Origin of the sequence: Paenibacillus paridis, assembly GCF_006345825.1 — a bacterium.
GTDB lineage: Bacteria > Bacillota > Bacilli > Paenibacillales > Paenibacillaceae > Pristimantibacillus > Pristimantibacillus paridis.
The window spans coordinates 457,373-470,760 of the sequence record NZ_VCIX01000092.1 but is presented as its reverse complement, the minus strand read 5'-3'; the positions used below and the strand labels follow the sequence as shown (position 1 = coordinate 470,760).

Genomic DNA, 13,388 nt, shown 5'->3' with positions numbered 1-13,388 from the left:
CCAGCCCTCTCTTCCAATATATTCGTACGGTCAATGATGTAGACGAGTGCCCTACTGCTGTTCGATAGGCGTGAAGCAAAAAAGACCGTTCATGCAGGACGTGCCCACACGAAACGGTCTATGCTTTGCATTTAGCTCATCTACTTCACGACGACCCGTACGCGGCATAGGTTTGGCACTTGCGTATAGACGCCGCTGCTTTTGCTCCTATTTGACGCTGCCCGTAATACGACAAAATACGTACCCGGCTTGGAGAAAACGTGCTTCTCCTCAACTACGGCTTGCGATCCCTGTTCATTTAAATGGCGAATCGCTGCTTTTACCGGAAAATCAGCCTTCCCTTCAAAATCCCATTCTGCAGCCGCAATTCCTCCCGTATTAGGCGGAACTTCAATCATGCCTTTGAAATGAACTTCTTCTCCCACGGAAGCTTCTGCGCGCACACTGCCATTAGCTGTGAGAGCGATGACGGGTTGAATTCCTTTTCGGTCTGCCGCGCCGGACGGAACAATAACCTGCCCTTCTATAACTTCATAGCTAGTGCTGGCTGGAGGCGCGATGCCTCTCTCCACCCAATCGCTCAGATCCAGAAGCGCCTGATGCAGCGCAGGTACATACGTAACAATATGAAGCTGGTCGAGCGCGCCATTCGAGCTTGTATCGGCGTGCAAAGCGTGATCCACATACCAGAGTCTGAAGCTATCATCCAAGTTCTCGCCTAGCTGTTCTTTTACTTTGCTCCGATACCAGTCGGCTTGCCAAGGGAATGCACTTTCGTCCATTAGCGTCTGCACGACGATCATCTTCCCTTGGAACCGCCCGCTTTGAACGGAGCCTGCGCCTCCGAAAGCAACGGCCGGGCCAACCAAGAATGGACGCTGAGGATACAACGGCTCACCATGCTCATCCCGGAATTGATCCCATACGGCATAATCGCTGGTCGGAACCTGATGCCGGTGATAGGTTTGAATGGCGAGGTAATCCGAGTTGTCAATCACGATCTCATCGCCTGCTTTCAAGATTTCCAGGCTTTGAACCGACGCGAAAAAACCGAAAGCCGACCCGATCGTGACCACGTTTGCATCGATCCGTCCGAGTGGGATTTTCAGACCAGCAGCCTCCCCGCTAACTACTCGGATGAAGGCGCCATCCAGATAAGCTCCCTCTTCTGGCACACTCTCGACTTTTAAATAAGGAATGTTGTCTTTCGCTTCCGTCAGCATTTTCCAAGCCTCGTCAACTCCCATATTGTTCGCTGACGAGGAATCCGAATTCCCTTGTTTGCGCGGCCGCACGACTTCCGTAATGATCGTTTTAAATTGAAGACGGGCCTTCGATGCCACGCTCTCGGAATCGGCTCCAAGATATCCGGGTATGGTCCAAAAATCTTCAAAATAGCTGGCATCCATATTCATTACCGCAGGCGTCAAAACGGTAAGGGCGCCATCGCCTATCTCTTGGTAAGCAAACCATGCCTTGGGCGGAAAACCCATACGGGTTACTTCTTCAAGGGCTTGTCGTTCTTCGTCGTTCAACCCGGCATACATATCCCCGCTGCCTCCAGGCTCAAGCGCGTCAATCACGCCTGGAAATTTATCTTTGAGCATTCTCATGGCATGGACACGAGCCGTAAACACGTTGGGAATTGCCATCGGCGTTCCAATGACGAAAGGCACGGCGCCGTCCCAGATGCCCGTCGTATTTTCCAAGAAGCTGATCGTTTTAAATCCGCCGCCGCTCCCGCCGTAAATGTAACCATAGGGACGATGGGGCCCAAATAGCTCTGCCGCTTTCTCACGAGAATATTTTGCCACCGCAGCGCTTGACCGATAGACGAGCGTAACGTCGGGGGATGCGCCGCCCATATTGGTTTCTACTAGATAAGAACCGGTAGTTATAGCAAAGCCGATTTTGTTATCGATGCCTTCAGTCTGGAACTGGGCCGCGTTCTCGCTCCCTTGTACAGGGTAAACCGGCTGAAAGAAACGTCCCTTATAGTTCACTTCAAGCGGAAAATAAAACGAAAACCGCGTTTCGGTGCCAATGAATCCTCCATGAATGTAACGATGATGCACGGGCTCCGATCTCCATTCGTCAATATCCACATAAGGGTTTTGGAATTGGGGATCCTGTTGACCATCATATAACGGATTAATGTTGTTTTCTTGATTAGTCTCGTGAGTCGACATTAGGCATTTCTCCTTCTTTCCGCAAGTTCTTTTGAAATATGGGACTGCTTCTCTTCCGTTAGATCAAACCAAATCATACAGATGGCGAATACGCCAAACACGGCAGGGAGAACCCCGACCAATACTTTAAGACCGAACAACGTTCCCTCACTTTGTTCCACGCCCGGAATATAGCCGATTATTGTCAGCGCTCCTGCGGCAATTGCTCCGGATAACGCCGTTGCAAAGGTTTGAATAAAGCCGTTGAACGAGCTCATGAAACCGTTCAAGTTCAACCCGCTCTTCCATTCGGTATAATCAATTGCAGCGGGCATCATCGCTCCCTGAGCCGGACTTGCGAACCCGCCAATTAAGCCGGTAATCACGGATACCGCAATAAGCATCAAAATGCCAGTAGTATTAGGCGGCATAAACAGAAAGAGCGGGCATGTAATCAGGTTAACGATTACGCCTGAGAGCACCGTATTTCTAAGCCCAAAACGCCGGATCACCCTTTGGCTGAAGGCTACACCAACCAGTGTAGGTATTAAGATAACGATGCCAATAATCGCCATTAGGCCTTCATTGTTAAAGAAGTATTTGTAAAAATGGATCTGGACCCCCGAACGAATGCCCGACGATATCGCATTTGAGAACAAATAAACATATAAAATAATGGCGTATTTGTTAGAGAAAGTAGCCGCTAACATTTGTTTGTACGAAGGCGACTTCTTGTCTTTTTTGGCGGCTACGATATAACGTTCCTTCACTCGTACCGATTGATAGGCGGATATCGCGATCGTTATGACCGCCGCCGATGCCATTAGGAGGGAGAAGCCTTTGCCATCATCTCCACCGCCCAATGCCTTGTACAAAGGCACTGTGCCAACTTGTACAATTAGAGCCCCGAAGAGAATAAACAGGAAACCAAGCTGAGCGATTGTGATTCGCTCCTCAATTCTCTTCGTTACGGCCGGAATCACGGCTTGGCTCGGAATCGTGATGACGGAAGAGAACAGACTATAGATCACGTAGGTCACGACGGCATAAACCATCTTCCCGGATTCGCTTAAGTCGGGAACCGTGAAGGTTAACCATCCCGAGATGGCGAAAGGAACGCCCAGAATGAGAAACCAAGGCGTATATTTCCCCCATGGCGTGCTAACCTTATCCAGCATTGCACCAAAAAACGGAACTAACAATGCATCCACGATTCGAGTGAAGAGGAACAAAGCCGCAATAAAAGCCGGGCTGATTTTCATAAAATCGGTGTAGAAAAACAATAAATACATTTGAATGATTTGGTAATGAAACGTATTCGGCGCATTGCCGATAACTAGCCCAAGCTTTTCGCCTAATTTAAGCCTCGGCCGCTCGCCTTCATCGTTAACCTCTTGTCCAATTCCCTCTGCAGATGCCATAAAACTCCCCCTCCAAGATGTACAGATGTAAGCATTTACATTTGAATTATGGCACATACTAATCGCCAAGTATGGTATGTTACGTATATTAATTGTACGAAAAGAGGATATTTGAATGGATTATGCAGGAGATTTAACCCAACTGGACTATATGTGCAAATGCGTTCATGAAAGCTTGCAAATGCCCGTTTTCTGCAAGTGGAATATCGACAATCATCAGGAATACTTCTGGAGCGTCGATACGGCCACTCATCCTACGTTTACGGATTCGACTGATCTCATCCGTTCTGCCGCCGCGAAGGGTACGAAACTTAACCGTCCGATTATTTACGAAATCAATGATTTGGAGCAGTTTGCCGTAGTGCCTGTGAAGCGCAATGGCCAATGTTTGGCTGTCATCGTCATCGGCCCGGCCACCAGACGGAATTCCAATGAATTGAACCGCGATTGGTTTATCGAGCATGGAGTCCCGGTTCAGGATCGGCCTAAATGGGCGGAATATATCGAAAGCCTTCCGTTTGTCGATCGTTTTCGTTTCCTGCATGTTTGTGTTTTAGCCAATTGGACCCTGAATCAAGAAGCGCTCGACATTACAGACGTACTCCAATCAACTATGCAATTCGGGCTAGCCCATCGACAACAGAAGAATGAGCTGGAGCTGGCCGATCGGCGGGAGTATTCTATTTTTCATGATGGAATCGTTGGGGTGAATCAAATGCTGGACCTTATTAGGCGCGGGGACAAAAACGAGTTAATGAAACAATTGGCGAAAGTCGCCAGCGGGAATACCCCCGTCGGGGTTCAGTCGAAACGCAGTCATATTCGCAGCGTCAAAAATCTTGCAATTAGCGGAATTGCCTTAAGCAGCCATGTAGCAATCGAAGGCGGGGTGTATCAAGAGCTCGCCATGACGCTGAGCGACCTGCATGTTCAACATATCGAGGAATTAAATGAATTAGGCGCGATAGAATCGGCCGTTTTCACTGCGATTGCGGATTTTGCCGAACGGGTCAACCAATGCCGAAACAATAACCATTCTAAACCGGTGCAGAAAAGCAAGGAGTATATCTACCTTCATCTTTTCGAGGAAATAACCTTAGAACTATTAGCTGAAGTAGCTGGACTTAATCCTCATTATTTGTCCCAATTGTTCAAGAAGGAAACCGGTCTAACTCTGATGAGCTACGTCCAGCGAGAACGAATCGAGGAGGCCAAGAGATTGCTTGACCATTCCAATGACATGATATCGAGAATCGGCGAGCGGCTTACCTTCTACGATCAAGCACATTTTGTCAAAGCTTTCAAGAAACATGCGGGAATGACACCGAAGCAGTATCGTAACCGCCAGAAATTGAACAGGTGAGGAAGACGGCACTTTAAGCTACAAAGCTCGGGTCATTTTTAAACGGCAGCCAGCCCTGCATAGCGCGCAGGGCTGGCTTCGTCTATCGATTCAGGTATAGTTTGCTTCTTCCCTTCGGCCACATAAACAATCCTATTTTCAAGCCTCAGCCGGCTTTTGTTTAATTTCATCGATCACCGAGGCCAGAAACGCAAGCCCAAGCCCCTGCCCCCAGCCTTGAGCCCATTTCCGGTCAATGCCGAGGTAGCCGGCGATGTCATTCATGACGGCGGTGCCTCCGGATACGTTCCTTACGCGGCCGTTGTCTGCGATATTTTCGAGCACGCCTCCAAGCGCCTTTTGCACATACTTCCCATGCAGAGGATTTCCTTGCGTGACCATAGCCGCCGCAATGCCTGCCGTAGCGGATACTTCGCCGTAGGCTTCCGGATAGTCAAGGACGGTTCCCCATAGACCATCTTCCTTCTGCAGCTTTTTGATCGCACCCAACTGATCGCGCAATGAACTCCATATGTGCATCATCGGAGGATACAAATAGGCTTCGGGAAGAATTCGAGCCGCTCTGGACATCGTATAGGCCGCCCACGCATTAGCTCTTGCCCAATACATACCGGACATGTGATCCTTCTTGATATGATTGTAGCCGTGATACCATAGCCCGTCGTTCTCGTCCTGCAAGTAATTGATATGCCAAAAAAATTGATGCAAAGCATCTTCTACGAGATGTTTTTTGTCAAACATAATGCCCGTGCGCAGCATAAAATACGCCGCCATAAACAACGTATCCGCCCAGCATTGTTCCGGAAAATCGTTTTTGGCTGACACGGTATGCTGAAGCACCCGGTCCCCGAAGCGCAGTGCTTTGTTCTCTAGGTAATCAATCTTGCTGAAAATAAGCTCCGCATACCGCTCGTCCTTCGTCTGCTCGTACAAGGTAAGCAGCATATGACCCATCGCGCAGGTATTGACCGTCCAAACCGGAAGTCCCGCCTCGATATATTCGTCCACCCAAGCGATCATTCGATCCAGATAGGCTTGCTCCCCCGTCACTTCGTAAGCCCGGCTCACGCCATAGTAGGCAACTCCGCCCGGCCAATCCCAAGTAAGATCCATGCCGAACGTATACTCCGCCACTCGCCCGACGATTTGTTTCAAATCGTTTTCGTTTGCGCTAATTTTCATTTTGATCATCCCCACTTTTCAAATTCACAACCTTGAAAGAAGCAGCCGTCCTGCTAACCATTCGATCTCCACGTACGAATCATCTTGCCGCTCATTGATTTATATGATAAAAAAGCAATATACATCTTCATTGTAATGCTTAATTTTACGCGGTCCCATATAAAAATACAGAAATCACATATAAGAATATGGAGGTTTATGATGAAAAAACGTATCGTGCCCGCTTCGCCAGCCGAATTGCTGCCGCTGCAGCTCGAATCGATCGGAGTGAGTCCCGAGCAAGAGATGATGGATCGACCGAAGGGCTACCCCTATTTCCATTGGCTCCAGACAATTGCAGGCGAAGGAGAGCTATCCGTTAACGGCCACACCTGGAAGATGACTAAATGCACAGGGGTACTGCTAGCCACAGGAACGCCACATCGTTACGAAGCAAAAAATGGCTCTTGGCATACGGGGTTTATTACGTTTCACGGGAGCTTGGCAGCGAGCCTCGTCCAGTCCTTTGGTTGGAACGCCGCAGAACGCTTCCAATGGGAAGCCGGCCATGAGCGAATATCGAAAAAATTAGCAGACATACTGGCACTCGCCGAATCTGGAGGCGATCCGTCGGGATGGCAATTTTCATCGGATTTGTACCAATTTCTCACGCTGCTGCGAACGGATGCGCGGACGGACAACCGGCCATCCATATCGAAACGGCTGGAGCGCATTCAAATTTTGCTAGACTGGCTTGAAGCTGCATTCGCAGATCCCGGAATCGGACTTACCGAGATGGCCTCCTTGGTTGATATCGGCGAGAGGCAGTTGAACGAGAAGTTTCGGGAGCTGTTTGGCCAGACGGCCTATGCTTACTTGATTCAACTGAGGATTCGAAAAGCGAAGGAATGGCTTCCTTCTCGGCCAGATTGGACGGTACGCCGAATTGGCGAAGCAGTCGGTTTCCGCGATGCTAGCCATTTCGTAGCCACATTCCGCCGGAAGGAAGGCATGACGCCAGAAACGTACAGAAAGCTGTACGGCACGGGGACGATATCATAACTCTACTCGAACCAAATATCCGAGGCGGACGAAAGAAAGTCGAATTTTGCCATTACAGCACGATACCATACCCGCTTCCGAGTCGATGGCCCGCTTCCAGATAAGCTTTAGCGCTGCGCTGCAATCTTGTCTGCTCCTCATATTCGGATGGATTATCATTTACCTTATTGAAAATTCTTTGCTCGGCTTCCCTTGATTCAATGTCTATTTCATAAATATGGAAGTATTTTTGAAATTGCAAAATATTCGAACCAGCGCTCAAAACCTCACCCAGCTTTGGGTAAAGCAGCCATGAATGACAAATATACACCGGAGATATCCCTCTAAAAAAAGCTCTCGCTAGCTCAAACGACTTCTCCACGCCTTGGGTCGTTAGCGGTTCTCCAGATGGGATATGTATATTAAACACGATTTGGTTTTTAGCTATTTTTCGGCCGTTTACGACTAAGTCACGGTCAAAGGCAATGGGCTGGAATTGCAGCCTTCCGAGTCGGAACAAGCGAAGCTGAACATGCTCCTGCAGCCAGTTATATTCTTCAATTCCGTATTCGCCAAAATCATGCCTGCAGACCTTACACCAAATGTGGATGTCCGAGAAGGTATCAAAGTAGATTTCATCGCTGATCCCGCGTATTTGGTATTCCTCATAGGCATCTACCCCAAACCTGACAAATAAATAGAGCAGCAATTTTCGATAGCTCGTCGTTTGCTTCACGCTTTCAAAGAAGGATCCGTAGTCCGCATAAAAATGTTGTTTATAGGCTTCATACGTTTCTTCTTCCATACGGTACGCATACAATTGCTGCGCAGCAGCAGGTTCAAGCATAATGCCTTCGCAAAACCGTTTAATATTCAATAGAAACACGCCCCATTTCTTTAACGTACAGCAATTGCCACGCTATGCTTAGTCATATTCAACCTACGTCATCATGTATTATAGCGACCATGGTAGGATACAATAACCTGCCCAATTTCTGCAAGGTTTTTTAAGTGTTTCGCAGCATAAAACTTGAAATATTTTTCATCCTGATCACACTTAAAAAGGCCAGATACACGCAGCGTGTAACTGACCTCTTTCATACGGCTTGTTGCTTTATTGCAATTCATACTCAGCGTCTGCCTACTGCTTATTTTAACGTTGAAACGCTCTCCTCAACAATAACGAAACCCCAGCTTTCCAGCTCAATTTGCTCGCCAGCGATGATGTTTCTCTCAGACAAAAGCTCAATCCCATTGCCATGGGGGTATGAGAAAGACGTTGGACGACTCGAATAGTTAAAGTAATAACGAATGGTCCTTCCTGCCTCATTAACTCCGCTCTTGACGATCAACGGAAAACAAAGCTCTTGGTCTGGACCAGTCAGGCCTGCTGCGTTGCAGGCTCTCTCCAATACTTTCCCTGCAACCTCCGGACTTGGCATGTAGCCGATATAAGTAGCCGTACCACGACCGTATTGGTTTTCTGTAATGGCTGCATAAGTCCCCCAGTGAGGATGTTCATACCAGGCCAGCACTTCCGCCGTTGTTGGCGTAAGAAGCTCCATCCAGACATCAACGCGGTTAGACTCCTCTGTAACGCCAAAAGGATTTTCCTTCAGCGAAACCTTATTCGGTTGTACAAATTGGCTATACTGGATGCCACATGCCTTGTCTATTATGGCTGGCTGCATACCCGTACGGACCTTAAGCTGTTCATTAGCGAACCCGCTCTTGAACGTATAAACGACATGGCCGCCATTTTCCACGTATTGATTCAGCTTCTCAAGAAGCTCGTCCGAAGCCGCATAAAGTGCCGGTACAACGATCAGGTCATAATTCCCAAACCGCTCAACAGCGCTTGGATTCAGCAGGTCACAACCAATGTTCATCTCATATAACTGATCATAGAGTACTCGAACAATATCATTATAACGGACTTCGCCCCCCGGCAGCTTAAACCATTCCATTGCGGTTAATGCCTCATTGCTGACAAGCATCGCAGCTTTGTTTTCCTTTTTTAAGTTAATAAGATTAGCAGATAACCGCTTAAAATCTCGTCCAATCGTTACCGCTTCTTCATAAGTGGGATTCGTCCCCATATCATGGCTGAGCAAGCCCTTCCAATACGTTTCAATGGAATTATGAATCGAGTGCCAGTGCCAGTATTCAACCATATTCGCTCCTGAAGCCAGATGGCTAAAGGCCTGAAGCCGAAGCTGGCCAGGGTAAGGCGTCCAATTCGGAAAAGCCTGCGCTTGCGTCTCAAGCACGAAGTAGTTTTCCCCTTTTAGAGAACGCGTAGAATCTCCACCAAATGAAATTTCCTTGCCTGTCAGCTCATCTTGCGAAGGATGGTAAATATCGACTCCCGCAATATCAAGTGCCTTTGCTGCTTCAAAGTGATCGACATCCTTCTGAACACCAAACGAATGGCCCCGCCAATCAAAATCGAAGTTATGAGTTACAAACTGATTAGGGCGCTTATACTCATTGACAATGGCAACTTGCCAAGCTAGAAACTCGGTAACTAGCTGACGCTGGAATCGGGAAAACTCTGCGCCAAGACTGCCATTAATGGTGCCAACCATGGAAGGGAAATCCTCCCAACTATTTATTCGGTTACTCCAGTAATCGAGTCCGAATTCCTGATTGAGCCGCTCTAGCGTACCGAATTTATCTTTCATATATTTAATGAACCGAAGCTGTACATTAGGGCCGCTCGTCTCATAATGTTTAGTTTCGTTATCCACTTGAAAACCAATAACAGCAGGATGGCTGCATACTCGGCTAATCAACTTGCGAATGATCCTCTCCGCATAGAAAAGGTAAGACGGATTAATGATATCCATAATCTGTCTCGCCCCATATCGCCCCGGCCCGTTCGGTGTCTCGGCGAGCACCTCTGGATGCTCTTTAACCATCCATGTCGGCACGGCGTAGGTCGGCGTTCCGACGATAACGTGAATATCCGCTTTATGCATAGCATCAAGCACACGGTCAACACTGGTAAAGTCGAAGACGCCATTTTGCGGTTCATGGGTACTCCAGGTGGATTCCGCAATACGGACGAGATTAATGCCGGCAGCCTTCATCATTCGAATGTCTTCCTCAAGCCGCTCATACGGCATATATTCGTCGTAGTAAGCCACACCATAGTATAATTGTTGCATCATCCATCTCTCCTCATGGCCTATTTTTATGTTCTACATGACAATAATTAAAGGAACGTGTAACCTTTATTTTAAAGGAAGAGCCTATACATATAAATGACAAAAACATGCGACCTATATTAAAATATTGTCATTCATATGTTTGAAATCATCTAAATGATAGTGTTAATACAAATAACGTTTAATATATTGCGTTTTAAGGAGCCAACTATGAATGAGCATATCTTTCTGCCAACGCCATTATTCACAAGACATGTGTGCTTTCCGGATTACATCGGCGGGATAAGCGGCTATCCCGATCATATTGTCAATCGTGAATTCCAAACCAAAGAATTTAATCTGCACCGCAATTATAATTTACATATTGTGTTGGATGGAAAAGGGTATCTTCTTACTGAAGGCAAACGGTATGAAGTATTGAAAGGTCAAGGTTTTTTATACGGCCCTGGCATGAGACAACGGTATTTCTCCGATGCAAATGAACCCTGGAGCATCCGGTGGGTTCATTTTTATGGCGAGCGGCTAGAGGAGCTTTTAGATGGCAGAGGCCTTGATGAGCCTTGGTTGTTTGCCTTATCTAACTTATCTCCCATCGAGAGTTTAATTCAAAAATTGCTGTCACTGGGCAGAACCTATCAGATCGATGATGAATACGCCGTAGCTTCTGCCTTGTACGAACTTTTAGCAAGACTGCAGACTACCTCTGATCGGCTTAATGTTCCCATTAATCATGCTTCCAACAAAATCAGAGCTGTCGCCAATTACGTACGAACCCATAGCCAAGAGTCATTCTCTATCGAAAAAGCAGCAGCTCTCGCTGGTTATAGTACCCATTATTTTAGCCGCAAATTCGGCCAGACGATCGGAAAATCCTTTTCGGATTTTTTACTGGAATCTCGCCTTATCCAAGCCAAACGCCTGCTTGCCTCTACCGAGCTGTCCATAAAGCAAATCGCGCTGGAAACAGGCTTTTCTCAATCCAGCTACTTCAGTTCATGCTTCCGTCAGCTTGAGAAAATGACCCCCCTGCAATTCCGAAGCATCCATAGGATTGGCGACGAATCGTAAGAAGCTGCAAAAAAAAAGAAGCTAATGCCTAAGGCATTCGCTTCTTTCATGATCAAATGGTTACGAACCGTTATTTCATGCTATTCATAAACAGAATCTGGCGTGAGCGAAATAAAGGAGTAAGGCAAAGCCTTCTACTTGGAAGGAATTTCAAGTAATCACTGTCGAATAAGTATATGACAAGCATCCTTGATCGTAACAGCTTCCAACCATCCGGAAGGAGTGATCCTACTTGCGGTTTCTGAGAACGGATATTCGCCAGCCGTTACAGTTTATTTCAGCCGGACATTTGCATTCGCTTCGCTCTTGGACGCATTCCCGCCGCGTGATCGACAGCTTCGAAATCATTGTCGGTGTCAAGGGAACGCAGTATATTCAACAGCAGAACGAGCGTTTTGATGTCGGACCGGGAAACGTACTGCTTCTGCTGCCGGGCGAAACACATTTTGGCTACCAGCCGAGCGAAGGAGAGCTTACGTTTTACTGGGTCCATTTCCGATGTCCCGGGAACGCGCGAATTTGCGGAGAGGACGAGTGGCTGGAGGATAGAAGCCAGCGGGAAGCCGAAGAACAGCAGGCGGCCAAAAGCGAATACGCCTATTTGCCGCTATTCTTCCGCTGCGGCCATTCCGACAAAATTGATATCCTGTTCCACCAGCTCCAGCATCTGGCCAATTCCAAACTCATCCACTACTCCGCTCTGCACTACCGAATGACTTCGTTGTTTTTGGAGCTAGCCGAGCAGGCGGATTCGGGCCACGCCGCCGGTTCCCCCATACCGCCTGATCCGCTAGTCGCGGAAATCGTAGAATGGATTCGCATCCATACGGCGGAGCCGCTTACGGCTTCCATTATCGCCGACAAATACGGATACAACCGGGATTATCTGTCTAGGCTGTTCAAGCGCTTTTTGGGCAGAAACCTGCACGAGTATATTTTGGCGCAAAAAATGTACAAGGCGAAGTCGCTGTTGATGGGAACCAAACGAACAGTAAAGCAGATCGCGCACGACGTCGGCATTCCGGACGAAAAATATTTTATTCGCTTATTTCGCAAGCATGAGCATCTTACGCCAACGGGCTATCGCAATGCTTACTACCTGAAGCATATGAACGTCGAATGAACGGTCATCTCAACAGAAACCCTTCGCCTATCGCATCCTGCGGATCAAGGACGAATTCGCAAGACGCGACCAATCTAGCGCAGGCGGTCAAAGCCCAGACGATTTCTTCATTCCCTTCCACAAGATCCTCCGCGGATAAGACCGTGCATTCTACTAACCCGCCTGCAAGTCCGAAGAAGCGATGGGGAACATGTAGATTCCCCTCCTCCCTAAACACATTAGCAAGCATCACTCCTACTGTAACCGTGTCCGGAGCGCGCAGCAAACAACCATCGCGGCCGATAGCCGCGACCACCCATTCGTTGCCGTTCCGCTCCTCTTCCAGCACCAATGATCTGCCTTCTGCTTCGCAGCTTCCTATATATCCTTCAATCACATATGCATTGTGTGCTTGAAGCGATATACCGGCATCAGTAGCGCGAACAATCGTGTATGAAGCGAGCTCGGACAACGCCAGACGGCAAACCGCAGACCGCCTTTTTTCCTCATCCGCTAAGCCGACCGCAATCGATCCGCTCTCCGTCTCAAACACGATTTCGTCGGCATTTGCCAGCAATCCGGTTTCCGTCAAAGCCGCTGCAGCAGCTAGCGCATCCATTCCATCCGCCGGGCATGGACCTGCCGAGTCAAATATCATCAAGCCGTAATCCCCTTCTCGCGATGACGTCACCACACCGATTCGCATGGCAGCATGCCCTCTCGGCTCATGCTGCAGCCAGCGCAGCGGCGACTGGTCCCCGTGCCATAACCGCAAAGCTTTTTCCGACAGCATCTCTTTCTCGCGGTGCTCTAGAGTATCGAACAGAACACGAAGCGGCCAGCCAGCGACATGAATATCCAGCGATTTCGCCATTCTACGGAATTTCATAAGTG

At 48.2% G+C, this 13,388-nt stretch carries 10 protein-coding genes; 4 read left to right on the top strand and 6 right to left on the bottom strand.

The genetic code is table 11. The features are described 5' to 3' along the window. Positions 1-140 precede the first annotated feature (140 nt). Both FJQ58_RS23940 and FJQ58_RS23935 read right to left on the bottom strand, forming a co-directional pair. Positions 141-2,189 (bottom strand): hypothetical protein, encoded by a 2,049-nt coding sequence (locus FJQ58_RS23940; protein ID WP_139997318.1) that lies wholly within the window; start codon positions 2,187-2,189, stop codon positions 141-143. Next, entirely contained in the window at positions 2,189-3,589 is a 1,401-nt protein-coding gene (locus FJQ58_RS23935; RefSeq protein ID WP_162341739.1) for an MFS transporter, read from the bottom strand. Before FJQ58_RS23935 ends, FJQ58_RS23940 begins: the two co-directional genes overlap by 1 nt. Before the next feature lie 115 nt (positions 3,590-3,704). Here FJQ58_RS23935 and FJQ58_RS23930 point away from each other — a divergent pair, with 115 nt between their 5' ends. Beyond that, positions 3,705-4,952, top strand: coding sequence for a helix-turn-helix domain-containing protein (locus FJQ58_RS23930; protein ID WP_139997316.1), 1,248 nt, complete (start codon positions 3,705-3,707; stop codon positions 4,950-4,952). A gap of 138 nt (positions 4,953-5,090) precedes the next feature. Here the strand turns inward: FJQ58_RS23930 and FJQ58_RS23925 are convergent, their stop codons facing one another. Beyond that, the gene (locus tag FJQ58_RS23925; protein ID WP_139997315.1) at positions 5,091-6,134 is read right to left on the bottom strand and encodes a glycoside hydrolase family 88/105 protein; all 1,044 of its coding nucleotides are present in this window, start codon (positions 6,132-6,134) and stop codon (positions 5,091-5,093) included. A gap of 201 nt (positions 6,135-6,335) precedes the next feature. On the opposite strand from FJQ58_RS23925, the gene FJQ58_RS23920 reads away from it, so the two are divergent. Continuing rightward, positions 6,336-7,175 (top strand): helix-turn-helix transcriptional regulator, encoded by an 840-nt coding sequence (locus FJQ58_RS23920; RefSeq protein WP_139997314.1) that lies wholly within the window; start codon positions 6,336-6,338, stop codon positions 7,173-7,175. Positions 7,176-7,227: 52 nt separating this feature from the next. Here FJQ58_RS23920 and FJQ58_RS23915 read toward each other — a convergent pair whose 3' ends face one another. After that, the gene (locus FJQ58_RS23915) at positions 7,228-8,031 is read right to left on the bottom strand and encodes an acyltransferase domain-containing protein (protein WP_139997313.1); all 804 of its coding nucleotides are present in this window, start codon (positions 8,029-8,031) and stop codon (positions 7,228-7,230) included. 271 nt (positions 8,032-8,302) lie between these two features. Then, a complete protein-coding gene (locus FJQ58_RS23910; protein ID WP_140000029.1) occupies positions 8,303-10,324 on the bottom strand; it encodes a beta-galactosidase in 2,022 nt (673 codons plus the stop codon). A 210-nt stretch (positions 10,325-10,534) separates the two neighbouring features. On the opposite strand from FJQ58_RS23910, the gene FJQ58_RS23905 reads away from it, so the two are divergent. Both FJQ58_RS23905 and FJQ58_RS23900 read left to right on the top strand, forming a co-directional pair. After that, positions 10,535-11,392, top strand: coding sequence for a helix-turn-helix transcriptional regulator (locus FJQ58_RS23905; RefSeq protein WP_139997312.1), 858 nt, complete (start codon positions 10,535-10,537; stop codon positions 11,390-11,392). A gap of 232 nt (positions 11,393-11,624) precedes the next feature. After that, entirely contained in the window at positions 11,625-12,515 is an 891-nt protein-coding gene (locus tag FJQ58_RS23900; RefSeq protein ID WP_139997311.1) for a helix-turn-helix transcriptional regulator, read from the top strand. A gap of 4 nt (positions 12,516-12,519) precedes the next feature. On the opposite strand, the gene FJQ58_RS23895 is transcribed toward FJQ58_RS23900, so the two are convergent. Continuing rightward, positions 12,520-13,383, bottom strand: coding sequence for a proline racemase family protein (locus FJQ58_RS23895; protein ID WP_139997310.1), 864 nt, complete (start codon positions 13,381-13,383; stop codon positions 12,520-12,522). Positions 13,384-13,388: the final 5 nt, after the last annotated feature.

Bases quoted from the DNA above. Each gene is read 5' to 3' on its own strand.
- FJQ58_RS23905 (WP_139997312.1), top strand. From the start codon at position 10,535: ATGAATGAGCATATCTTTCTGCCAACGCCATTATTCACAAGACATGTG.
- FJQ58_RS23940 (WP_139997318.1), bottom strand. From the start codon at position 2,189: ATGTCGACTCACGAGACTAATCAAGAAAACAACATTAATCCGTTATAT.
- FJQ58_RS23895 (WP_139997310.1), bottom strand. From the start codon at position 13,383: ATGAAATTCCGTAGAATGGCGAAATCGCTGGATATTCATGTCGCTGGC.
- FJQ58_RS23920 (WP_139997314.1), top strand. From the start codon at position 6,336: ATGAAAAAACGTATCGTGCCCGCTTCGCCAGCCGAATTGCTGCCGCTG.
- FJQ58_RS23925 (WP_139997315.1), bottom strand. From the start codon at position 6,134: ATGAAAATTAGCGCAAACGAAAACGATTTGAAACAAATCGTCGGGCGA.
- FJQ58_RS23910 (WP_140000029.1), bottom strand. From the start codon at position 10,324: ATGCAACAATTATACTATGGTGTGGCTTACTACGACGAATATATGCCG.
- FJQ58_RS23930 (WP_139997316.1), top strand. From the start codon at position 3,705: ATGGATTATGCAGGAGATTTAACCCAACTGGACTATATGTGCAAATGC.
- FJQ58_RS23935 (WP_162341739.1), bottom strand. From the start codon at position 3,589: ATGGCATCTGCAGAGGGAATTGGACAAGAGGTTAACGATGAAGGCGAG.